The organism is Paenibacillus albidus (assembly GCF_014644435.1).
Lineage (GTDB): Bacteria > Bacillota > Bacilli > Paenibacillales > Paenibacillaceae > Paenibacillus_AQ > Paenibacillus_AQ albidus.
Window position 1 is genome coordinate 1 of the sequence record NZ_BMKR01000037.1, and the last position, 23,988, is coordinate 23,988.

The following is a 23,988-nucleotide window of genomic DNA, read 5'->3' on the forward strand; positions in this document are numbered from 1 at the left end:
ACTTTCGTGAATTCCCACTCACTCGTTGTTCAGTTTTCAAAGATCAAGCAGCCTTCTCAAGCGGCCGGATTTATAATTTATCACGTTTTATACCCATCAGGCAAGTTGTAATATTTCCCATTTGGTTTTCTCAGCTTAAAGCAACATTCAAATCCTGAATCAGCAGTCCCGTTGGTTCATGCCCCACAGCCAAGCGGATCAGCCATACAGGCATGTGTTGGTTCTTCAAATCCTCCATGTGAAGTGAGACCAGGATAATTCACTCTGGAAATGGCGGGATGCTCCACCAGGAAGTTGGCCACTGCAAGGGCGTTCCTCTGGTGAGCTTCCATACGAAGGGGAAGTGTTCTAAGGCCGCGAACCAGCAGCCAGGCTTCAAAGGGGGCGAGCGAACCGCCAATCAACTCATACTCTTCGGAAAAGATTTGGTCCATAATTTGTTGGGAAGCGATTACGGCCCCTGCAACCAAATCATTATGTCCCCCAAATATTTGGAGGCGGAGTGAACGACGATATCTACACCCCATCCAGGGGTTTCAGGAACAGTGGTGTAGCCCATGAGTTATCTATAATCGTGCGGATGCCTTTGGCTTTTGCAAGCGCAGTTACGTCCGGGATATTCACTACATCGAATGTAAATGAGGTTGGAGACTCCATAAGAATGGCCCGGGTCTGCGGTTTTACAGCATCGGCAATCGATGTTATCGAAGTTGAATGTACAAGGGTATAGCTTATATTGAACTTTGTTAAGTATTTGACCAGGGTAACTGTGGTTTCATAGATATGTCCGACCAGGATCAGATGATCCCCGGCAGACAAACCCTTGAATAACATAATGCTCTTTTTCATTATTAGCCGCCTCGACATAATGATCGTAATTATCGAACAAAAAAGGTCTAAACCTAGTACAGTATCAGATTTAATATAAGGGATTCCTGAAGGCTGTATGATATGGATTAGCGTTCGTCACCAGCTTTTGATCTGTTCTAATGTATATAGTACCTCAGAATGGTTTAAACAAGACTCAAACCTCCATCATGATGTATTTTGTACATTCAAAGGATAGCCATAAAGCACTTCTCGGCGAATACTGCGGTTCCTGCTGCACCAAATACACTGAAATCCTAAAACGAGCCTACTTTTTCCCATCCTGATGTATAAAGTGCACTCTAGCGCTTTCCGCCCTAGGCTTACAGCGCGCCTTCCGGGAGGTAGCTTTCGAATGCGCCATCGATTCCGACTTTTTAAAGGCTGATGCTGTACTAGTTTTCACTTCCCCCCCTTAATTATCCCATCAAAATAGCTCATGAATAAACATTATCACACATGATACACATTATCGCTTAGGGGTGGAATCTTGAGTAAAACGGTAGAGACTCAGGGCGATTTAAAATGGTAGCCGGCCGGACTTCCCGAATACCGTCAAGGAGATACTGCCCAAAGGTCTCAGGCAGCGCTGTGATTGTACTGGACGGGATACAATCTGCGCTAGCTGTCTCTATCACCGGCGGCACCAGAAGATCTGTCGAGGAGCCTTCATCCCAAACGGTAATCCGGGGGCCGAAGGAAGGGTTTACAGAGGACATCTCCATAAATATTACATTGATCCGCAGAAAATTACGGACACCCGATCTGAAATTTGAGAGTCACATCATAGGAAAAGTTACACAAACCACAGTCATCTTAGCCTACATCGAAGGGATCGCCGATCCGGAAGTGGTCCAGGAAGTTACCCGGCGGCTCCAATCCATTGATACGGACAGCATCCTTGAAAGTGGCTACATTGAAGAGTTCATACAGGATGCCCCGCTTACCCCTTTTCCAACGATGTTGAATTCAGAACGTCCAGACACCGTCGCAGGAAGCCTTTTAGACGGACAAGTAGCTATTCTGATTGATGGAACACCCTTCGCTCTGATTGCCCCAGTCACTTTCTTTAATTTTTTTCAGACGGCGGAGAATTATTATCAGCGGTATGATATCTCCACTTTTTTAAGAGGAGTCCGTTTGTTGTCTTTCCTGGTGTCCTTGTTGCTTCCTTCCGTATTCATTGCCTTAACGACCTTCCAACAAGAGATGATTCCTACCACTCTATTGGTAACTTTGGCCGCCCAACGTGAAGGGGCACCCTTCCCTGCATTATTGGAAGCTTTGCTGATGGAATTAACCTTTGAGGTTATCCGTGAAGCAGGGGTGCGTATGCCCCGGGCCATCGGACCGGCCATATCCATCGTAGGGGCTCTGGTCATTGGGCAAGCAGCGGTGGAAGCAGGCCTGGTCTCCGGTGCCATGGTTATCGTTGTGGCCTTTACGGCGATATCGAACTTTGTTATCCCGTATTTCAGCATGGCCGCATCGATTCGGCTGCTGCGTTTCATCTTGATGCTGCTTGCAGGCACCCTCGGGTTATTCGGAATTCTGGCAGGGGTGATTCCAATATTGGCGCATCTGGTCTCTCTTAAATCCTTTGGCGTTGATTATCTGATGCCCTACAGCCCCTTTTACAAGTCCAATATGAAAGATTTGCTGATTAGAGTCCCCTGGTGGGCGATGAAGACCAGACCTAATGAAAAGTCAGGACCTAACAAGACCAGACAAGCCCCTCATCAATTCCCTGCCGGTTCAGATAACATAATAAACAGAATAAACAAGCCTGATACTCAAGATTGAATAAAGGGAGTGATTGATGTGCGCCGATGCCGGGTTTTGGCCATTTCACTTATAGCAGGGCTAATACTTGCCGGATGTGGAAACCGTACCGAAATGAATGAGCTCGGGATCACAACAGCAACCGGATTCGATGGTCATAAAGGGAATTGGACCGTTACCTACCAGGTGATCACTCCATCGGCAATAGGCTCGGGGGGAGCTTCAGGAGGCGGCGGGTCTCAAGCTGCCATACATACCTTCTCTACACAAGGAAAAACGATCCGTGAGGCGGTTGCTGCCAGCAGTCTGGAGAATCCGCGCAGATTATATTTTGCGCATACCAATACCGTCTTCATTGGCAAACAGGCTGCAGAAGACGGCATTGCAGAGATCATTGATAATTACTACCGTAACCCTGACGCAAGGCAAACAGTTAAAGTGTTTATTGCTGACGGTGAAGCCAGGACCTACCTGAAGAAATTAATTCCACCGGAGAAATTTCCCGGGCAAGCCTTAGCCAAGATCCTGCAAAAAAATAAACAAATGAGCTCAGTTTATCCTTCTGTATCCATACATGAACTGGCTCTGAAAATCAGTTCCGACAGCGGCGCGGCAGGAGTCCCCGAGATATCCATTAAAGGGGGCGGTGACAGTGAAAAGCTGGAGTCGATGGATATTTTCAATCAAACAACCCCCGCCAGTAAACTGAGTCTATCCCGATTAAGCATTTTCAGCAAAGACAAAAAGGTCGCCTCACTGAATCAAAAAGAGAGCAAGGCACTTTCCTGGCTGACGAATCAGGTAGACACGACCACCCTGAGCAATGAAGGCGAACATGCCGATCTGTCCGCATATCTGATCCGTAAAGCCAAGGTTAAGGTTACCCCGGTAAAAGGCCCACAGCGATACACCTTGAAGGTGAATGCCAAAGTGATCGGAGAGCTTGTGGAAACCACTACAGATGAAGCGATTTCAACACCTCAAGGGATGAATAGACTGCAGCAGCAAGCAGAAGAAGTTATCGAGGCACAAATTCGGGAAGGCTGGGAGGATGTCCAGAAATTAAAGATCGACCTTCTTGGGATCGCGAACAAAATCCACCGGAAATATCCTCAAGACTGGAGACAACTCAAAGGAAAGTGGCCGGACGAAATGGCAAATATGGATATAGACATCAACGTAAAGGTGAATATTAGGCGACCCGGCTTATTCCAGAACTCATTCAGCAAACTGCTTGAAACTGAACAATGATGACATGTAACCTAAACATAAGGGAGTGAAATAAATCCAATGAGTCAAAGTAGTACACTCCGGGTATCCGAACTGGCCGTTTGTCTTTCTTTATTCGAAGTGGGCAGCACAACCTTATTTCTCATGGGAGGGGACGCCAAACAGGATGCATGGTTAGCTATGCTGGCAGGGGCGTTAGGAGGTCTGCTGCTGCTGCTGCTGCATCTGGCAATCCACTATAAGGAACCACAATTAGATTTATTTCGGTTGTTCGAAAAGCAACCAAAGAGCCCTGACCATTTGATTACCGTTAATATCACTTGCTTTTTAAGCAGAAACATGAATAACGCCGCAGCCCTGTAGCCAGTGAAGCAATACTAATATCCCAGACGCCAAACCGATGAAGCAGCTATAGATTAGGAGGTGGCCGGACTGCGGGTATATTCAGAAAATGTAACTAAATAACATTTGAACACAAATCTACTCCTCCTTAAATTATCTTGCCCGCTGGCGCATCATCGGTATTCTTTTGCTTTTTTCAGCTTTTTCCTGTTTCTCCTTATCGTTCTCCCCTTTGCTGGGCTTCACCGCGAACAAGGTTAACAAGCCGCCGACTGCTCCTACCCCGGCCATGGTGCCGAACAGCACCCAATGCCCTCTGGGCATCATAATGGAGACGAGCGGCGGTCCCAGGGCGACTCCAATAAACCGCATGCTGCTGTATAGGGAAGTAATCGTGCCGCGGTTTTCTTTTTCAATTCCCTCTGTAATCAACGCATCCATGCAGGGTAAAGCGACACCAATTCCGATCCCGCTAACGCTTAATAAGCTAACCATAAAATAAATCCCTTTATTGAATCCTGTGATGAACATGGCAACCGTGAGCAAAACCATTCCGCCAAATCCCAGCCATTTCATCAGCGTCTTATTTTGACCTATGATTTTGCCGCTTCCATAAGAGGCCAAACAGAGTAAAGCCAGTGGAATCGCCAGAACAAACCCCTTTGAGGCCCCATGAAGGTTGTATTTGGATTCCAAGGTTTCGGATAAATAGAATAATACTCCAAAGGTTACGAACATGCAGATGCCGCCAATTGCAAAGATGGCATACAGCCAGCGGCCTTTTTCGTGCAGGATTTCTTTAATTCCGCTCAAAAACTCCTTCATTCCTTTACGGGGAAGCTCCTCCTCGGCCTGCGGTTTTCTGACCAGAAATACAACGAGCAAAAAGGAGATCAGACAAAGAATAGGAATCGCTATAAATGGCGCATACCACAGCAAGGTGCCCAGATAAGCACCCAGAATCGGACTAAGTACTTTCCCGAAAGTATTGGAGGTCTCGATCACGCCAAGACCCTTGCTGACCTCTTTCTCATCCTTGAACAGATCCCCCACAAATGGAAGCACGATAGGGAATGCCCCTGCAGCTCCGATCCCCTGTAAGAACCGCCCCCCCAATATCACCCAATACGCACTTGTCCCTTCCATGAACCAGGCCGCCATAACACACACGGCTCCGCCTGCGGCTGCTATGACCAGACTGGGCAAGATCACTTTTTTCCGTCCAAAGCGATCAGACAAGTAACCAGCAATCGGAATCATCACTATGGCAATTAACCCGTAAACCGTAATTATCATACTTACTTTAAATGCACTGATACCCAGTTCCTTGGAGATTTGCGGCAAAATGGGCAGCAGCATAGAGTTGCCGAGGGTCATGATCAACGGAATGGAAGCAAGCGCAACCAGTGCCCCTTTTTTTCCTTTCATTGGACGGACCACCTTCACCTTGTCATATTTTCAGTACTGTTATTGTGGTTCTTTCGTGTTGTTTGTACGCTGAACATTTAATGGGAATTATTATGCCGTCGGCCTCCATTCGTATAAACCGAACCCTTAAGGGGAAAATACACAAAGAAAAGGAAAGAATACAGGGAGGTTTTACTTTGTACTTCTATAAAGAGGGATTGATCAACGATATTGCCGTAGACAAGCCGGACCCTGCTGCCGCTAAAGTATTGCAGGAAATCCTGGGTGGTCATTATGGTGAAATGCGGACCATGATGCAGTATTTCTTCCAGAGCAGCAATTTCCGGGGACAAGAAACTCAGTTCCGTGATCTGCTCCGGGGCGTATTTCTGGAGGAAATTGCCCACGTGGATCTGGTGCAGCATACTATTAATCAGTTGTTGAACGGATCAGGAAAAGAACAGGCCGGCAACTCCGGCGTAGATGGCGCCCCATTAAATGAAGCAGTCAAGCATGCCAACCCGCATCATTTTATTGTGGGAGCTCAAGCTTCTTTGCCTGTTGACGCTGCCGGGAATCCGTGGCTCGGCAACTATGTCTACAGCCATGGCAATTTAATCAGCGACTTGCTGAATAATGTTGTGCTTGAGTCTACCGGTGTGCTGCAAAAAACACGTATATATGAAATGAGCTCCAATCAAACCTTCAGAGAGACGCTTGCTTTCCTGATTGTCCGTGACAACGCCCACCAAAATGCGTTTGCCAAAGCACTCGAGACCCTTGGTGTGAATTGGGGGAATATTTTTCCGATTCCGAATTATGACATCAACAAATACCCGGAATGCCGTAAATTCGTAGATATGGGTTACCATAACGTACAATTCAACTTTAGTTTGGACCCTACAAGAATGGGAGAGATCTTCCAAGGCATATCTCCCAGCCGCAATAGAGGAACCCTGGAGGTTGTCCCTCCTCCCGCAGGCTTCCCGGTACCCGTCATGCCGGAGATGCCGAATGAACACAGCCCTGGCCTGTCTGATTTAAATGCATGACATCATGGCGGCTTAATGGCACGAGAAACAGTGGCAAGGAAATGGATCTGACGGCATTCTACGCCGGGCAGCTGCTTGGCTTCGCCAAAACTGCCGTCCGCAGCTATGCCATCGGAATCACCGAAACGGCAACGCCTCAGCTTAGAGAAACGTTGCAAAAGCAATTAAATGCTGCCATTGCGCTCCACGCCAAAGTTTTTTACTTCATGCTCGAACGCGGGCTGTATCCGTCCTACGATCTCCCTAAACTGCTGTCAAATGATGTGGTTATAGCCAATAAAGCAATCTCCATGTAAACCGTTGATCATCACACAAAACAGGCAAGTCTCCAGCATAGGAGACTTGCCTGTTTTTTGGTTGTCCTACATACAGATTTAGCGGAATAAGATAACTGTATCATGTTAAAGGGGGAGGTCACCATCCATTCTTTTTTAAGTTATATTCTTCTGGGCCTATCGCTTTCCGCGCCCATCGGGCCGATTAATGCCGCGCAATTGGACAAGGGCATCCGCGGAGGGTTCTGGCATGCCTGGTTCGTAGGGCTTGGAGCCATCAGCGCAGATATCATTTACATGCTGCTGGTGTACTTTGGCGTAATCCATTTGCTTGATGCCCCTTTTGTCAAAGCTTTCTTATGGTTATTCGGCTTTTTTGTACTCGTCTACACAGGTGTGGAGAGCATCAAGAATGCAGGAATCATCACGGCAGCCGAGATGCGGGGAAGCGAGACTTCCCTTTCCAGGTCCTTCTGGGCAGGATTTCTGATGTCTCTGTTCAATCCGCTCTCCATCCTGTTCTGGCTCGGCATTTACGGGTCGATCCTGGCTAAGGCAGCCCTTGAATTCCCCTTGCAGCAGCTGTTGATTTATAGCGGAGCTATTGTACTCGGGATTCTAATCTGGGATGTAACCATGGCTGCGGCATCCAGCATTTTCCGTAAAGTACTAACCACGAGAGTATTAAAGGCCATTTCCGTCTTGTCAGGCCTTTCACTGGTGGGTTTCGGGTTTTATTTTGGCGTACAAGCCTTTCAACTGCTGTTCCCGCATTAGGACTTGCTCTTGCGCATCCGGATACTTTTAATCTGGAATTCGGGGCCGTTCTCCAAACGATGCTGTTGATCAAAGGGCTCATTGGCATCCGGTTTTTCGTTCGCAGCTTTTTCCCGCTTTTTGCGGACCTTCTGTACGATCCAGTCACAACCTGCGATCAGTGCAACAAGCAGCAGGCTGATGTAAAAGCCGGGACGGCTGAGCTTGTGGAAAAGTGTACCCACGACGGCTGCAGCTATCAGAATCAGCCCTGTCCAACGTTTAACTCCGCTTAATTTGTTTGCCTTCAGCAGTTTGCCTGATGACAATAGAATAAAAGACCAGTTATACAGGAGCATTAACCCGGCGGCAGTTGTGATATATTCATACACCTTGCCTGGCAGCAGCAACGCCATCACAACCGCCCCCGATATTCCGCCGGAGATCAGCAGGAGCGCATAAAACGGATATTTATCCTTCCATTTGCGGGAAAATAATTTCGGCGCATCTCCCTCTTGGGCAAGGGTAATCATCATTGAAGTTACGGCGTACAAGGAAGCCGTCATTGTCGAGAACCCGGCAACAATCAGCACCCCATTAAACAGATGGGGTACAAAAGCCAGATGATCACTGCGAAGTGCCAGTACAAAGGGGCTCTCTTTGGAATTAAAAACACCCTGCGGCACCATAATTACAGCCAGGCCAATAGACAGAACATACACAGAGGAAAGCGTCAACAGCATAACTTTTCCTGCTTTTGGCGCATCCTCGGGTTTTTGAAGCCGGTTGGACATAATCCCAAGCACCTCAATCCCCCCGTAAGCATAAAAAGCAAACAAAAAGGCAGACCACAATCCCAGGCCTCCGTGCGGAAACAATACCTGATAACCGAGCGGAAATTTGGGTGTATATTTGCCCCCGCCGATCCAGCCTGCCAGCAGAGCAACCGCAATAACCAGGAACATGAGAATCGCCGCTATCTTGATTACGGCCAGGACATTTTCAACCCGGTCAAACCCCTTATTTCCGAAAAAAACAATCAGAAGTCCCACCAATGCAAAGCCGGCTGCAAATATCCACATCGGTACTGCCGGGAACCAGAACCGTGAGAATATGGACAATGCCGTTAACTGGCTGCCCATAATTAACAGCTCCGAGAACCAGTATACCCACCCACTGCCGAATCCGGCCCAGTTTCCGAAAGCTTTTTTGGCATAGGAACGAAAAGAGCCCTGCTCCGGATGATCTGCCGTCATTCGTGATAAAGCGTCAAATACGACATAGGTACCCACCGCTGCAAGGATATAAGCAAACAGGACCAGCGGTCCACCAATCGAAATGGCCAGACCGGAGCCCAGGAAATACCCGGTGCCGATGGTTCCTGCAACCCCAAGCAGAGACAATTGCCACCACTTCAGTTTCTTCTCTTCTTTGGATTGACTTGAAGACTTGTTCATCAATTAATCCTCACCCTGTATTGGATTTCGAGAGTTAGGTCTCTGTTTTGTAGATTGCCCTATCTTCCTGTTTTCAAAACATAAGAATACGCCGTCCGTGCGAAGCTCCTCATTTCCTCTAAGGACGGTTTCTTTTTTTGTCAACAACCGGTTCACCAGTCTCCGGCCCTTGGCAGAATACCAGGCCAGTCCAGGCACATGGTGAGCGTCCGGATATTTTCCGGTCAGCAGCGAGCTGTTAATGGTTACGGACATGGTTGGAAACGAACTGACCATATTCTCAAAGTATTGTCCATGTTCAATCAGATATTGAAAAGTAGGAAGCTTGTGCTCACTGATTCCTTTACGGACGGCTTGAGGCATCAGAGAGTCTGTCAGCAACAAAATCACTTCTTTTGTCTTGGAGCACCTGTTGTTATGCAAGGGAATTATTGCGAACTCCTTTCTCAAGCCACGCAAAAAAGGGCGGCCACAGCAACCATAACGGCTGATGGCCTCCCTATTCAAAAGAATCGTCTTATTCTGCGTTGTCGTACAATCCAATCAGTTCGTCAAAAGCAGTAATTATAACGTCGGAGCCTTTCAGCTCATCCTGACGGCCAAAGCCGGCGTAGGCGCAGCCGATCACCGTCTGATTGTTGCCTTTACCCGCCTCCACATCGGACGAACGGTCGCCAACCATCCACGCGTCACTAATACCGTGGTTGTCCAGCAGAATCCGCAGCAGTTCGGTCTTGGTAGCCGTCCCTTGTCCGCCTGCGCTGTAGAGACCCTCGAACAGCTCCTTCAGCTCATGCACCACCACAATACTGTGAATATAATCCTCCAGCCCGTTGCTGGCTACAAAAAGCCTTACCCCGCGCGCTTTAAGCGCCGTCAGCGTCTCTATCACTTGGGGATACAGCAGCGTGCCGCCCGCTTCCAGTCCTTCAATCTCCAGCTTCAGCAGCAGTTCATCCGCCCGCCGGTGCACCTGTTCATCCGCTTCAGGCATGACATTCTTCCAGATATCCGCGAGCAGCATGCCCAGACTGCCAAGTATACGTTCCTCAGGCGGCGTAGGTGCGGTATACAGCCCTTCTTCACGCAGCACATCAAACATTTTATGATACGCAGGCAGCAGCAGGCTTTCGGTCTGAAACAACGTTCCATCCATGTCAAACACCATGGCCTCCGGTTTCTTTAGCTTTGGAGCCTTCGACTGTCCTGCCGCTTCTTGTCCTTCTCGGTTCATACGGTAACCCTTCCCTTCCGGTATCTGTTCTCTACATCATATAACCTATGCCCTATGATATAGGAAACCCGGCGGCATTGTCTATCTCATCATCAGAACACAAAAGCCGCAACTCCCCGAGGGTACGGAGAATTGCGGCTGGTTGTTCTACTTCGATTCTAAAAAGAAATTAGACCCGGTCAAAGCTGGAAATCAGCTCATCCAATACATCTTTGCTGACCATTTTGCCTTTGAAGTTGATCAGGTTCTCTGCACTTCCGGAGAAGATGCAAGTAGGCTCATATTTTCTGAGGATGATTTTCTCCCCATCCACAAAAATTTCAAGTGGGTCTTTTATGTCAATTCCCATTGTTCTGCGCAGCTCAATCGGAATCACGATTCGTCCCAGTTCATCTACTTTTCTTACAATACCTGTTGCTTTCATCATTGTACATCCTCCCTTGAAATCACACATATATAATCATTGGCAGTAAAAGCTATTAGAGCTTTCATATGGTAAAAAATTTATTCCATATTTGCATTGTAAAGTGCTATTTCTTTCCTGTCAATTTTATTTCTACATTTTTTGATATTAATCGACAATTTTCTTCGACAAAATTCACAGTTTATTCGACAAACATATTAAAATTCTGTAACCTATTTTACTAAAAAACGACGCACTTGACAATATTTTAGACAAAAAAAGACCTCTTCTCCATCCACCACACAGGTGAACAGGAAGCGGTCTTGTATTTTTTTGTCGAAACCAAGAAAAAACTATAGTCATATCATCTTGGCTCCACCTCAAATAAGCAGTAGTCAGACTTAACGGACCGGAGTCCACTTTCTTGTCCATCCGGCCCGGTGCTGAGCTGTCAGTCGAGCTCAAATCAACCGCTGATGATGAATTTGTTCCAGAATCTCACAGCCTAAGCTCCAGCAGCCGTGCAGTTCTGCCAGCCGGCAGCTTCACGGTCAGCGTACCCGTCGTAGCATCCCATTTCCAGGAGGAATGATGCTCCTGTGGATAGGCGCAGCTGACAGCGGGCGTATGACCTTTCAGTTCCGCGATGGGAAGCGTAACCTCTTCCGCTTCTCCGGCAATCCGCCAGACCGCGAGGTAACGCCGGCCGCCGCACACCAGCCCGAAGCTGACCCACTCCCCTTGTCCGTCCGGAAGACCCAGCGGCCAGAACGGCAGCGCCTGCGGAATATCCCCGCGGATGCTTTTGTAATAATCCAGCGCTTCCTTCACCAGCTCCCTGCGCCGCGGGCTCAGCTCGGCCAAATGTCCGCTCTGATGCACCCGAAGCAGCAGCGCATTGACCATATTGAAGATGACCTCTTCATCATCCCCTTCCCGAAGCGGGTACGACCACACAGCTGACTGCTCCGGGGTCAATCCGGCCGGTGAGGCTGCGGCAATAGCCGCATACATCACATAATTCTCCTGATCGCTGGTCGATTGAATGCTGTGGCGGCTGAGCATCGCATAATCCATCCGCATCCCGCCGCTTGAACAGTTCTCAATCACCAGGTTCGGATAGCGGGCAAAAATACTGTCCAGCCAGCCCAGATAAGCCCGGTTATGCTGAAGCAGCCCGTCGCCAAAGCTGTCCGCATCTGTCTCCGTGCCGATCCCGGCATTGATGTTATAGTCCATCTTGATGTATCCGACGCCGTATTGCTCCACCAATCTGGCAATCACGCCGTCCGCATGCTCAATCACGCGCGGATTGCGGTAATCCAGCTGATAACGGCTGCGGTCCTTGACCCGCTTGCCATGGCGCATGAAGAACCAGCTGTCCTCCGTCTCCTTAAGCTTTGGACTGTTGATCCCCATAACCTCCAGCTCAAGCCAGAGACCGGGAATCATCCCTTTGCCGCGAATATAATCCAGTACATATTTGATCCCTTCCGGGAAACGTTCGGCCGACGGCTCCCACTCGCCTACTCCATCCCACCATTCACCGGGGGCATACCAGCCGGCATCAATGCAGAAATATTCACACCCCACATCGGCTGCGGCATCAATCAGCGGGAGGAGCTTGTCGGTGGTCGGACTGCCCCACAGGCAATTCATATAATCGTTGAAAATAATCCGCAGCAATTCATTGTCTTCATTCGGTCTGCGTATCAGGCGTCGGTAGGCCGTAAGCTGATGGACAGCCGCCTCCACTCCGCCGGACGTGCTGCCGACAGCCACCGGAACCGAGGTGAAGCTCTCGCCCGGTTCAAGCTTCCGCCACCAATGATTGTCACTTTCGGTAGGTCCGCTGATAAGCAGCGTCAGCTGGTCATATTGGTCCGTCATCTCACAGTGCCAGGACCCGTTATGCTCAATTTGCCAGAAGAGGCTGGTTCCGCTCTCCACGTTCCGGAGCACTCCCATCGGCAGCAGCTCCGCCGCAGACCAGGAGCCGGTATTGCTGAGGGCAATCCGTTTGGAGCCGCGATCCGCCAGATGGGACATGCCAAGCTCCGGCAGGCTGTAGGTCCGCCACTGCAGCTCACTTTGCCAGCCGCTGTGGGCAAGGGTCAACCGCATTTTGTCATTGCGGTCCAGCGTCCCTTCCTTGTCGGCTCCGGTCAACGCGAATGAAGAAATGTATTCGACATGAGCAGCAGCGTCTCCCTTATTGTTCAGTTCGGTCCAGCAGCGTACCATTTGAACACCCTGATAGAACTGGAAATGCTGGATGGCCTGCAGCCGGGTCACCGGATCAAGCAGCCCCACCTCAAGCTTGCGCCCCAGCTCAGTCACTATATCCTTGTGTCCGTCATACACCATCCGCAGTCCCGGGTAGGAAGCGCGGTGTGTGCGTCCATGGTACTCTGCCCGGTCCTCTCCTGAGCATTGCAGCTCCAGCAGCCGGAAGCCTGGCTTATGCTGCTCTGCAATAGCTCCGGCTGCCAGCGGCCCGGCTCCGAAATGGAGCAGCCGCACATCCTGCGCTTCTGTAATTTCAATGACCAGATGAAGTCCGTTCTCCGCAATCTCAATCAGCTTACTGTTCACCATCCCTTAAATAACCTCCTTCTGATATCCTCCGGGCTTTTCATATCCAACATAACAAAAGGCGGCTCTCCAGTAAATGAAACAACTGGAGGCCGCCTTCGCACAGGCTATATGCTTATTCAGCAGAACCGAACTGAATCCATGCTTGTTGAATTTCATCGACAGCCTGGTCTTTGGTTTTGCTGCCGCCAATGTAGGCCTGCATCAGCTCACCGAACTTCTGATGGAAGGTATCCAGGGAGTAGTTCACGGACAGGTCGCCGGATTTCTCGTTTTTGAGAATCTCTTCCATTTCTTTCGGCATTTGCAGGTCAGGCATCGGAGCATCCTTGATTGGCGGGATCACCTTGGCCACCTGGGAGAACCAGTTCTTGCCGTATTCGGAAGTGTACAGCCAGTTGAAGAATTCAATCGTTTCAGCCGCTACTGCGGAATCTTTGTTGATGCGCAGCGCCTGGTCGGCACCGGTAATGATTTGGGACTGTTCCGCTTTGTCGCTTACAGGGTAGCCGGCGATGCCCAGATCAAAGTCGGGCGTAATTTTTTTGATCGCCTCTTCATCCCAAGCGCCTTTGCCGGTCATAAAGGCGGCTTTGCCCAGTGCAAAGTCACTGACTTGTGCGTTGCTGTCGCGTTCCAGCGGCTTGTCCGTTCCGTGCTTCACAGTGGTGTCAATGAAGGTAAAGAAATTATCGTACAGCGCCGGATGTTCCTTGATGGTCGTTTTGCCGGCGATGAAATCAGCAACGAGTGTTTTGGCATCCATGCCGGCATCCAATGCTGCCGCATCTACGTAATGCTGGAAGATATGCTTCCATACCCACCATTCTTTATAGGCGTTGGCGAAAGGTGTAACACCCTTGGCTTCCAGCTTGGTGATGGCCGCATCCAGTTCCGCCGTTGTTTTGGGAACCTCGGTGATACCGGCCTCCTTGAGCATTTTTTTGTTGTACATCAATACGAACAGATTGCCCTTCACCGGCAAACCAAGAACTTTGCCGTCAGAAGAAGACATATTGGAACGGACCGCATCGGTCATGGCCGCTGCCAAAGGCTCATTGGTCAGATCGGCACTGTATTCGGCAAATGTATCAATATCTCCGCCTGCAGTAGTTTGAAATACATCCGGTGTGCTGCCTGCGGCAATTTTGGATTTGAGCACCGTGTTGTAGTCGGCCTGCATGATTTCCAGATTGATCGTTACATTAGGTTTAACTTTTTTGTATTCGGCAATATAGGCATTGAAAGCATCCGTATACTCGGGAGAAGCGGTGAACATATTGATCGTGACCGGTTTGCCCGAATCCGTAGCCGTATTGGCTGCACCGCTGTTGTCTGCCGTGTTGCCGGCGGCATTATTGTTTCCTCCGCACCCGGCAAGCAGTCCGCCGACGAGCAGCAGGCTTGCAGATAAGCCCATAAATCTTTTTAACATGATGTTGCCCCCTTTTCTCATGCATCTTGTGGTCATGCTGTTATTTTAAAGAAAAAGAAAAAGGATAAGAATGTACATAAGTGAACGGATAAGGGTAAAAAAGTGACTCATGTAACCGTTTTACTTTTCACCTTCCGTAAGCAGGATACGATACTCCGAAGGGGAGCAGTCATAGTAATTCCGGAAAGCCTTGCTGAAATAGTTCTTGTCCTTGTAGCCCAGCATTTCAGAAATATCCTGAATTTTGAGCTGCGGGTCACTCAGTAGATCCTTAGCCTTGTCCATTCTGACCTTTTGTACATATTCATGAATCCCATACCCGTATTGTCCCTTGAAAAGCTTCATCAAATACTCTCTGCTCAGGAAATATTTATCCGTAAACATCGATATTTTAATATTCTCAAAATAGTGGTTGTCGATGTATGCTTTAATATTTTCCAGCACACTACTGCGGTCACCGGCCAATGACTTGCCGATGCCGGCAGCATAACAGTCCAGAATCTGCGTCAAAAGAAGCTCAAACTCACCGAAGGAGGCAAAGTCTCCGCCAAGCCCAAGTCCACGCAAGCCCTTGTCCTTCCCGCTGTTCAGGCGCTCCGGCACTGCATCCAGGTCCATGGCGATATCATTCAGCAAAATGATAAATTCCTGTACGATCCGGTCTGCCTCACCAATACTGAAATACTCTGCAGACTTCCACTTTCGCGTGAACTCGGCCAGTACACTTCGGGCATGACTGGTGTTGCCGTTCTCCAGGGCATTGCGGATTAAAGGCATACGTCCGGTCAGTGAGGGATTATCTTTAGCCTGAGGCCTTTGCGGCGGGCCATTCCTGACCACAGCCCCTTTCAGATTGAGCAGATCCATGCCGTCCAGTGAGACTTTGGCCTGCTCGTAGGATTGGGCCAGGTCGGTCACATCCTTATAAGGTTGTCCAATCCCCCCCACCGCATGAATGCCGAACAGCTCCTTCAGGGTGGTTACCACCTTCTTCAGCTGATGCACCGACAGAAAAGCCGCATCCTCCCCGTAGCCGCCTATCATGGTGAAGATGGCGACGAATTCCCGTTCCGTCTTGGGGCTGGCAAAGCTAAAGGATTGAAAATGCCCATCACCGTTCTCGTGAATGACATTGGTCACGGCGAAATGCAGCAGGTCCCGGTCCCCATGAAACCGTTCTTTGCGCACCTGCTCCAGATTGAGTACCCGCAGTACGCCTGCCGCAAAATAATTGCCCGGGGTATCTGCACCGATCAGCGGCAGAAAAGCCTCATTGGACCGATTCTTGAAGCTGCGTTCGAGAATCGACAGATACATTTTTTCCTTAAGCTTCGGCAGGGACATATTGAGGGTAATATTCCTGGAAATGAATTCACTCTCTTTCTTGCGTTTGGCCTCCAGCATATCGATTCCCTTGCGCAATGCGGCATTAAGGTCCGCGCGGTTGACCGGTTTCAGCAGATAGTCGACCACCTTGGAGCGGATCGCTTGCCGTGTATATTCGAAATCATTGAATCCGCTAATTACAATGGTCAGCAGCTCCGGGAACTCGTGCTCGATGATCTGCAGCAGTTCACGCCCGCCCAGTTCCGGCATCTTCATATCAATCAAAGCGAGATCAATCTTGTGCTCACGCAGCATCGCAAGTCCTGCCTTGCCGTCCGTAGCCTCCAGTACCTGCTCTATGCCAAGCCCTTTCCAGTCGCCCAGAATGTTGATCGCTTCCCGCAGCGGCTCTTCATCATCAATAATCAGTACCTTCACCATATCTCAGCCCTCCTCTATGCAACCGCATCTGCATCGTTGTTCCGTTCTCACTGCTTGTTATGATCAGTCCAGCCTCTTCTCCATACAGAAGCTTGAGTCTCGTGTTCAAGTTTTTGAGTCCGATACTCTCCATCCCGCTGCTGTCCCTGCTGTCCATCTCCTGTTGTTCATCCCACTGGATATTTAGTGAATTCCGCACATCGGACAGCCGTTCTTTACTAAAACCCGGCCCATTGTCCATGACGGAGATGATTGTATACTCCGTGGTCTGGTGCGCTTCTATTCGTATCGTTATTGTACTGGATACCTTCTCCAGCCCATGCTTAATGCAGTTCTCCACCAGGGTCTGGATGGACAGCTTCGGGATTTCCAGCTCCAGCAGACTGTCCTCCCACCGGCATTCGACCTGCATCCTGCTGCCGAACCGGGCTTTTTGCAGCGCCAGATAACGTTCGATATGCTTCAGCTCTTCCCTGGCCTGCACCACATCCTTGCCGCTGATGCAGTAACGCAGCGTAAGAGCCAGATTATCCACCATTTCGACAATGTCATCATTGTTGTTCTTGAGTGCCTTGGTCGAAATGGCCTGCAGCGCATTATAGAGAAAATGCGGATTGATCTCGGCCTCAAGCGCTTTCAGAACGGCGTTTTTCTCCACAAGCTTCATTTTGTACCGTTCATTGATCAACTCGTTGGTATTCTCCACCATTTTATTGAAATGGCGTGACAGATAGGCAATTTCGTCATGGCCCACCACCTGCGCCTCGGCATCAAAGCTGCCGGTACTGAACCGCTTCATTTGCAGGGAGAGGTTCTTCAGCGGGTTCGTGATTCTGTTGGACGTATAGCTGACCAGCACAACGGATGCCATCAGGAACAACAGGCCGATCGAGTAGCTCAGCTTCCTTGTTGTGGTAGCCGCCTCATTAATTTCTTTATAGGGAATCGGCTTGATCAGCTTCCAGCCCTCCCGCTTACTGATGTCATAAATGACCAGATACTTCTCTTCCGGATCAGACCAGGTCACACGCCCGCCCGCTGCCGGCGTCAGCTCCGCCAGCAGTCCGGCCTCTTCACTCTGCTTGTAGAACGCCGGATCATCCATGTAAAAGGGCTGGTTGTCCGGGCTCACATACATCAGATGTTCCCCTTTGCTGAAAGGGATGTCCTTCATAATCTCGTCTGCCGCCGAGGAGTTGAAGTACAGTGACAGCACCGCTTGCGGTTCTCTGGAGACAATGGAGCGCAGCAGCCTATGGTAGCCCATGAAGCTTTGCTCACGGCCCACAGGATAGTCAGACGGCTCCACCCGTACAGATTCCCCCTCTGCAAAAGACTGATAAGAACGGTTAAGGGGACTCGCAAGCGCCCGTTTGTACCAGGACAATTGCTCAATGGGCGGATGTTCGGCCACCCGGACCGTAATATTGTAGTTCTCCTTGGTCACTAAATAATATTTGTTCTCCTTGATGACATAAAGATAGATTGCTTCGAGATCTTTGCGGGAGAAATACAGGTTCTTCAGATACTCCTCCACATACATCTTGGAACCGTAATCCTCCGACTCATGCAAAAGGGCATACGTAAACTCATCATAGGAGATTTGCGGCAGGGACAGCTGCTCAATGCCGCTGAGATAACTCTCCAGATTACGCCCCACCAGCAGCAGATTATTGCTTGTACTGGCGATGCTGTTATTCACGGATTCTTTGCGCAGCATCCCGTAGGAGATGAACGTCAGCGAAGTTACAACAAGAATGATTATGATTGTAAACAAAAGAATCAGCTTGTTCACCAGCCGGCGGGAAACCCGTTCCAGGAGCGGATTCAGCAGCTTGCGGAGCGATTGTATAAACATGGTTTGCACCTTCCATAACCCGATTATGTTTCAGAAGCAAAAGTTGACGGGACGGCCTACAGTTCACCTTTTTACCCCTAACTGTACTCTTAAATCCATTTTTGAGTATAGGGGACTACTCTATAATACACAATATAGTCAAACCGGAAATCCCAATCATTCTATCAAGAAGAGGTGCATCCATGTTAAAAACACTCGGCAAAAGATGGCGCGAGAAAACAGAGTTCGGGTTATTCACTCTTCCGGTCCTTCTCTGTATTGCGGTTGCGTTCTACATCCCGTTTGCCATGACTATCCGTTATTCGATGACCAAATGGAACGGGATTTCCAAACATCCCAAATTTATTGGACTCGATAACTTCAAACAGATTTTCATGGGGGATTCCAATTTCGCCAATTCGGCCTGGTTCACCATCAAGTACGCCATTCTTTACATTGTAATCGTCAATGTGCTGGCCATCCTGCTGGCGCTGGTGCTGGATATGAAGCTCAAGACTACACCGTGGCTCCGAGCAGCCTTTTTCATTCCGTATATTCTGAGTCTGGTTATCGTTGGCTTCATCTGGAAATTCATCTTTATGCAAGGCTTTAACTCTCTTGGAGAAAGTACAGGCTGGTCCGTATTCGCCCTGAGCTGGTTAGGGACGCCGGGACTTGCTTTTATCTCCATCCTGGCCGTATCGATATGGCAGTCCATCGGGTTCTACCTGGTGATCTACATTGCCGGTCTGCAGTCGGTCCCCGAGGATCTGAAGGAGGCGGCCACTGTTGACGGAGCCGGGCCTATGCGGAAATTCTTCAGCATTACCCTGCCGCTGCTGGCTCCATCCATCACGATCTCCGTGTTCATGGCGCTGACCAACTCGATTAAGGTATTCGACGTGATCCTCTCCCTCACAGGCGGCGGTCCCGGCGGAACCACTTATAGTATTGCTTATGATATTTACCGGGATACTTTCCAGAACAATCTGTATGGATACGGTACAGCCAAAGCGCTGATTCTGTTCCTTGCGGTACTGGTTGTAACCATTCTTCAACTGGCGTTCTTTAAACGGAGAGAGGTGGAGGCATAATGAAATCCAACAATAAAAAAGCAGGACGGATCGTACTTGAAATCGTTATGGTTGTCCTCTCGCTTCTGTTCCTGTACCCGCTGTTCCTGACCATTATCAACTCGTTAAAAAGCTTCGGCGAGGTCATGACCGATGTCATCGCCCTGCCCAAGCAGCTCGAATTCAGCAACTATTCCTATGTATGGGAATTCATCAACTACCCGAGGCTTTTCCTGAACAATCTGATTATTACCACCGTCGGCCTGCTGGGCATCGTCTTCGTGTCTTCGATCGCAGCATACAAGCTGGCGCGGACGAAGTCCAGACTGAGCGGAATCATCTATTTCCTCTGCATCATGCCCATGCTGATTCCGTTCCAGTCGATCATGCTGACCGTCCTGCAAATTGCCAAAAGCTTAGGTTTGTCCGAGAGCACCTGGGGACTTGGCCTGCTCTACTGGGGCTTCGGTGCTCCCCTGGCCGTCTTTATCTATCACGGCTTCGTCAAAGGCATTCCGGTAGAGATTGATGAAAGCGCCACGATTGATGGAGCATCGGGTTTCCGCCTGTTCTTCAGTGTGATCTTCCCGCTTCTGAAATCGGTAACGACCACGATTGTCATTATTGATGTCATGTGGATCTGGAATGACTTCCTTCTGCCCCTGCTGATGGTAAACGGTTCACCTGACACCAAAACCCTGACGCTTGCCGCTTATACCTTTGTCGGTCAATATACCTCCGATTGGCAATATGCCATGACAGCCATGGTTATGGCCGTACTGCCTTCAATCGTTGTATTCATCTTCCTGCAAAAATATATCGTCAAGGGCGTTGTCGCCGGAGCCGTTAAGGGCTGAGTATCGACCACCTGAATGGTTATGGATCAGATTGCGGAATCTCTTTTATAGACATCCATAACCCAAAAAGCTGTCTCCCCGGTAGAAAATCCTTACCGCAGGAGACAGCTTTTTTTATAATTCTGTATAAGTGCTTTTATTGTTCTTTCACATTCCCCGAAGCATCAATTACTGCGTTATAGGAGAGATTGTTCAAGCGCTGAATGGTTCCTTTATTATAGGCCACATCCATGAAACCCGGCTGTCCGCCAATGATTTTGACAGGAGTAACCTTGCTGCTCACCTTGGAATCCCGGATCTCCAGGCTTAACAGCATCGAATGTTGCGTTTTATCGCCCCCGCGTGTGGAACGGTTAAAAACAAAGTTGCCCAGTGAATAGTAGATCGGCTTGTGCTTGTAATATTCGATGCCCATCAGGCAATGGCTATGCGCGCCGACAATCAGGTCTGCTCCGCTGTCAATCATCTGCCTGGCCAGCTTCCGGGCATAGTCCTCAGGGTAATCCTTGAATTCTTCATTCCAGTGGATATACACAATGGTATAATCGTTTACCCCCGCGGATTTACGGATCGCGCTGAGCAGTGGTTCGGGGGTATAGGCCGAGGCCGCACCCGGACTTTTTTTGCCGGCATACCAGTCTGAGCTGGATAATACCCGGCTTACCCCGAGAATCGCAATCTTTTGGCCTTGCACGGTCCGGGTGTAGGGCTTAAAGGCCTCTTCCGCATTGTTCCCGGCACCGGTATGGCCAATCTTGTATTTATCCAGATGAACTAGGGTGTCCAGCATGGCTGTTCTGCCGTAATCCAGGATATGATTGTTGGCAAGGGTCACCCCGTCAATACCTGCATACACCAGCCCTCCAAGTGCCGCAGGCTTGGATCGAAAGACAAAGCTCTTCTCCGCCGGAGTTCCCCGCACGGATACCGGGGTTTCCAGATTGGCGAAGGCGATATCCGCCTTTTGAAGAACAGGGGCGACTTTGGCAAAAGGAAAGTTCACCCCGTATTTAGCAATCTGGTCCCCGACAAAGCCGTCCAGGAGAATGTCTCCGGCAAAGGCCAGTTTGACAGGAGCAGCGGACTTCATCCCTTCGCCGGACGAAATCGAACCGGGAACAAGCAGGAACAATATCATAGTAATCAGTGTAAGTCTGCGCAATCTGGTTGACCCCTTTATATCTGTAGTTAGGCGCTCTGAGACTGAACTATGAAACGTAGAACAGAACGGTCTGCTCTTTTGCAGCCGCCTGGGCATAGAACTCGCGGATTGCCGCAAAGTTGCTGAAGATATAGTCGAACAATTCCTCAGGGTCCTCATCTGGCATAACCGGATAAACCTCTTCCTCGAGCAGTTCTGCATAATTGTATTGTCTCTTCAAATCATCTGCCGTCAGGGGCTCTATGGCTGCCACCGCTTCACGTAACTGGTCTGGACTGACCGCAAACAACGGCATATCGGAGAATTCCCCAATATAACAGCCCATCGGGACGATATATCCCAGAGGAGGTTCTCCCCCCACTATATCTCCGCACAATACATAATGCAGGACCTGCCACGCTTTGTCGATATCCAGGCCCACCTCAATATCATGAATCTCTGTCTTGCCTTCTGTAATGTCCTGCAGGGTTTGCGGGCTAACCGCGATATACTGCCCAATCATTCCCATTTAAGAACCCTCCTCACCTGAATATTATTCTACTATCCTGAACTATTCTACTATATTGAGAGAAAGGTTCCAAATGGAGGAAGATCAGCCGCCGGTTTTTTTAAGCACAGCCCTGAAGCAATGTAGTCCTCCCCACCCCTCGGTACGCACGGCATCCGCCGGAAGTGTAAAGTCTGTTTCGCCCCAGTACACAAATCCAGCCTCCAGTAAAAGCTCATTCATGCGTTTCAGATTAACTGTCGGATAATCGAAGGTCAGCACAAGAAGTCCCTCACCGTTCAGCGTACGATAGAATTCGCGCAAGGCCAGAACCGTATCTTCCGGCGATAAATGCTCCAGTACGGAGATACAAAATATCGTATCAAAGCACTCATCGTCATAGGGAAGTGCGGTCAGATTGGCCCTGGCGAGATGGAGTGCAGTCAGACGTCTGGCCTGAACCTGCCGGACCGCACTTTCCCCGATATCGGAAGCTATCTCCTGCAGCAGCGCATCACGGGACAGAATTCTGTCATCCATATCACAGGCATAAACTTCTGCGCATACTCCCGCCAAATAGAATTTCAGCGGATGGGAAATGCCGCACGCCGCATCGAGCACCACATCATGGGGCGAGATAAAATTTGTACACCACTCATATTCAAAAGGGCGGCTCCACCAGGACTCCGGCAAATCATAAATCAGCTTTTCACGGCGGGCATCGGAATTCACAAAGAAACGCGAGACATAAGGATGTGTAGGCATGGCCAGGACTCCTTTAACGGGGATTTCGGTAGTGAGAGTATATTCACGTTTCCCCGATTCATACCTAAACCGCTTAGGGTTCAGGCTATTCCGCCCGCAAGCAACCTGTTATTCCTTGTACACAAAAACGCCCTTCCACAGCAGCAGGCCGGGTGGCCCGCTGCCGCAGAAGGAGCGGCTTTTAGTTATAGAAAGAGAGCAGCTTGGCATCTGTCCCATGTTTTTGAATCAAGGTATTCATAAGGGCTGACCATTCCGGGTCTACCGTACATCGCTCCTTGTGCGCTTCAAACCAGGCCACCGATGCTCTGACCCCTTCCGCAAAAGGTACGCCTGCTTCAAATTCCGGCACCAGACGTTTGAGTTTGGCATTATCGAACACGCTGCTTACGGCTTGATCGCCAATCAATCCATCCGCTGTCCCCTGCGGGGTATGGGCTGTAATAAAATCTGTGGAAATATGCACGACCTTAGGTTCCGCCCCGGCGGCTTGCCCGATCGCGGCATAGATCTGATTCCAGTTCAGCACTTCATCAGAGGTGATATGAATGGCTTCACCTATCGCGTCAGGATGTCCGAGCAGCCCTACGAACCCTTTGGCAAAATCGGAATTATGGGTCAGGGTCCAAAGCGAGGTCCCATCTCCATGTATAACGATGGGCTGACCTTTGCGCATGCGGTCGATCAGGGACCAGGGATGCGCCCAGCTGGTCAAGGCCGCCGGGATAGCCGTGTCACCGTAGGTGTGGGACGGGCGGACAATCGTAACCGGGAACCCGTTGTCCCGGTAAGCTTCCATAAGCAGCTGTTCACAGGCAATTTTGTCCCGGGAATACTGCCAGTATGGATTGGCCAGCGGAGTCTCTTCGGTAATCCGATAATGCCGCTGCGGCTTCTGATAGGCGGAAGCCGAGCTGATGAAGATGAACTGCTTCGTTAGGCCGGTGAACAACTCAATGTCCGCCTGGACATGTGCCGGTGTAAAAGCAATCCAGTCCACCACCACATCAAATTCATGGCCCTGAAGAGCTTGCCGGGCTTCTTCCGGATTACGGATATCCCCGCGGATCACCTCTGCTCCTTCCGGCACGAACTCATCCCGCTGACCTCTGTTGAACAGATACAATTCTATCCCGCGCTGCACCGCAAGCCGGGATACGGCCTGGCTGATCAGCCCTGTGCCGCCGATAAATAACACCTTCATC

At 49.7% G+C, this 23,988-nt stretch carries 21 protein-coding genes and 2 pseudogenes; 8 read left to right on the forward strand and 15 right to left on the reverse strand.

All coding sequences use genetic code 11. The annotated features are described in order from the left end of the window. Positions 1-176 precede the first annotated feature (176 nt). Together IEY53_RS35780 and IEY53_RS35785 are read right to left on the reverse strand one after the other, a co-directional pair. Complete coding sequence (locus tag IEY53_RS35780; RefSeq protein ID WP_268240825.1) at positions 177-434, reverse strand: PLP-dependent transferase; 258 nt, start codon at positions 432-434, stop codon at positions 177-179. A gap of 82 nt (positions 435-516) precedes the next feature. Then, entirely contained in the window at positions 517-849 is a 333-nt protein-coding gene (locus IEY53_RS35785; RefSeq protein ID WP_268240826.1) for a PLP-dependent transferase, read from the reverse strand. A 528-nt stretch (positions 850-1,377) separates the two neighbouring features. Here IEY53_RS35785 and IEY53_RS27645 point away from each other — a divergent pair. The 3 genes and pseudogenes from IEY53_RS27645 to IEY53_RS27655 all read left to right on the forward strand — a co-directional run. After that, a pseudogene (locus IEY53_RS27645) lies at positions 1,378-2,670 on the forward strand (spore germination protein); the annotation flags it as partial. An 18-nt stretch (positions 2,671-2,688) separates the two neighbouring features. Next, a complete protein-coding gene (locus tag IEY53_RS27650) occupies positions 2,689-3,900 on the forward strand; it encodes a Ger(x)C family spore germination protein (protein ID WP_189030741.1) in 1,212 nt (403 codons plus the stop codon). 39 nt (positions 3,901-3,939) lie between these two features. Further along, positions 3,940-4,242 carry a GerAB/ArcD/ProY family transporter gene (locus IEY53_RS27655; RefSeq protein WP_189030743.1) on the forward strand — a complete coding sequence of 101 codons (303 nt, stop codon included), beginning with the start codon at positions 3,940-3,942 and terminating at the stop codon, positions 4,240-4,242. A 132-nt stretch (positions 4,243-4,374) separates the two neighbouring features. Here the strand turns inward: IEY53_RS27655 and bcbE are convergent, their stop codons facing one another. After that, positions 4,375-5,649 carry a bacillibactin exporter BcbE gene (gene bcbE, locus IEY53_RS27660; RefSeq protein ID WP_189030745.1) on the reverse strand — a complete coding sequence of 425 codons (1,275 nt, stop codon included), beginning with the start codon at positions 5,647-5,649 and terminating at the stop codon, positions 4,375-4,377. 176 nt (positions 5,650-5,825) lie between these two features. On the opposite strand from bcbE, the gene IEY53_RS27665 reads away from it, so the two are divergent. From IEY53_RS27665 to IEY53_RS27675, 3 genes and pseudogenes are all read left to right on the forward strand, one after another. Continuing rightward, positions 5,826-6,680 (forward strand): manganese catalase family protein, encoded by an 855-nt coding sequence (locus IEY53_RS27665; RefSeq protein WP_189030746.1) that lies wholly within the window; start codon positions 5,826-5,828, stop codon positions 6,678-6,680. A gap of 38 nt (positions 6,681-6,718) precedes the next feature. Beyond that, a pseudogene (locus IEY53_RS27670) lies at positions 6,719-6,976 on the forward strand (spore coat protein); the annotation flags it as partial. Positions 6,977-7,078: 102 nt separating this feature from the next. Next, on the forward strand, positions 7,079-7,732 hold the full coding sequence (locus IEY53_RS27675) for a LysE family transporter (protein WP_373293951.1): 654 nt from the start codon (positions 7,079-7,081) through the stop codon (positions 7,730-7,732). Here the strand turns inward: IEY53_RS27675 and IEY53_RS27680 are convergent. From IEY53_RS27680 to IEY53_RS27715, 8 genes are all read right to left on the reverse strand, one after another. After that, the gene (locus tag IEY53_RS27680; RefSeq protein ID WP_189030750.1) at positions 7,729-9,168 is read right to left on the reverse strand and encodes an amino acid permease; all 1,440 of its coding nucleotides are present in this window, start codon (positions 9,166-9,168) and stop codon (positions 7,729-7,731) included. The two genes, IEY53_RS27675 and IEY53_RS27680, sit on opposite strands and share 4 nt — an antisense overlap. 3 nt (positions 9,169-9,171) lie before the next feature. Beyond that, complete coding sequence (locus IEY53_RS27685) at positions 9,172-9,558, reverse strand: alkaline phosphatase family protein (protein WP_229696402.1); 387 nt, start codon at positions 9,556-9,558, stop codon at positions 9,172-9,174. A 127-nt stretch (positions 9,559-9,685) separates the two neighbouring features. Next, positions 9,686-10,402, reverse strand: a complete 717-nt coding sequence (locus IEY53_RS27690; protein WP_189030752.1) for an HAD family hydrolase — start codon at positions 10,400-10,402, stop codon at positions 9,686-9,688. A 169-nt stretch (positions 10,403-10,571) separates the two neighbouring features. Next, complete coding sequence (locus IEY53_RS27695; protein WP_042125931.1) at positions 10,572-10,829, reverse strand: AbrB/MazE/SpoVT family DNA-binding domain-containing protein; 258 nt, start codon at positions 10,827-10,829, stop codon at positions 10,572-10,574. Positions 10,830-11,303: 474 nt separating this feature from the next. Then, on the reverse strand, positions 11,304-13,403 hold the full coding sequence (locus IEY53_RS27700) for a glycoside hydrolase family 36 protein (RefSeq protein WP_189030754.1): 2,100 nt from the start codon (positions 13,401-13,403) through the stop codon (positions 11,304-11,306). Between the two features lie 112 nt (positions 13,404-13,515). After that, complete coding sequence (locus IEY53_RS27705; protein ID WP_189030756.1) at positions 13,516-14,835, reverse strand: extracellular solute-binding protein; 1,320 nt, start codon at positions 14,833-14,835, stop codon at positions 13,516-13,518. A 120-nt stretch (positions 14,836-14,955) separates the two neighbouring features. Next, positions 14,956-16,602 (reverse strand): response regulator, encoded by a 1,647-nt coding sequence (locus IEY53_RS27710; RefSeq protein ID WP_189030758.1) that lies wholly within the window; start codon positions 16,600-16,602, stop codon positions 14,956-14,958. Further along, a complete protein-coding gene (locus IEY53_RS27715) occupies positions 16,580-18,460 on the reverse strand; it encodes a sensor histidine kinase (protein WP_189030760.1) in 1,881 nt (626 codons plus the stop codon). The genes IEY53_RS27710 and IEY53_RS27715 overlap by 23 nt, the downstream gene beginning before the upstream one ends. A 182-nt stretch (positions 18,461-18,642) precedes the next feature. On the opposite strand from IEY53_RS27715, the gene IEY53_RS27720 reads away from it, so the two are divergent. Then, positions 18,643-19,533, forward strand: a complete 891-nt coding sequence (locus IEY53_RS27720) for a carbohydrate ABC transporter permease (protein WP_189030762.1) — start codon at positions 18,643-18,645, stop codon at positions 19,531-19,533. After that, the gene (locus tag IEY53_RS27725; RefSeq protein ID WP_189030764.1) at positions 19,533-20,369 is read left to right on the forward strand and encodes a carbohydrate ABC transporter permease; all 837 of its coding nucleotides are present in this window, start codon (positions 19,533-19,535) and stop codon (positions 20,367-20,369) included. The genes IEY53_RS27720 and IEY53_RS27725 overlap by 1 nt, the downstream gene beginning before the upstream one ends. A gap of 136 nt (positions 20,370-20,505) precedes the next feature. Here IEY53_RS27725 and IEY53_RS27730 read toward each other — a convergent pair whose 3' ends face one another. The 4 genes from IEY53_RS27730 to IEY53_RS27745 form a co-directional block, all read right to left on the reverse strand. Next, the gene (locus IEY53_RS27730) at positions 20,506-21,531 is read right to left on the reverse strand and encodes a CapA family protein (protein WP_229696403.1); all 1,026 of its coding nucleotides are present in this window, start codon (positions 21,529-21,531) and stop codon (positions 20,506-20,508) included. Between the two features lie 46 nt (positions 21,532-21,577). After that, the gene (locus tag IEY53_RS27735; protein ID WP_189030766.1) at positions 21,578-22,039 is read right to left on the reverse strand and encodes a YfbM family protein; all 462 of its coding nucleotides are present in this window, start codon (positions 22,037-22,039) and stop codon (positions 21,578-21,580) included. An 84-nt stretch (positions 22,040-22,123) separates the two neighbouring features. Continuing rightward, the gene (locus tag IEY53_RS27740; RefSeq protein ID WP_189030768.1) at positions 22,124-22,783 is read right to left on the reverse strand and encodes a class I SAM-dependent methyltransferase; all 660 of its coding nucleotides are present in this window, start codon (positions 22,781-22,783) and stop codon (positions 22,124-22,126) included. A 181-nt stretch (positions 22,784-22,964) separates the two neighbouring features. After that, entirely contained in the window at positions 22,965-23,987 is a 1,023-nt protein-coding gene (locus IEY53_RS27745) for an SDR family oxidoreductase (protein WP_189030770.1), read from the reverse strand. Position 23,988: the final 1 nt, after the last annotated feature.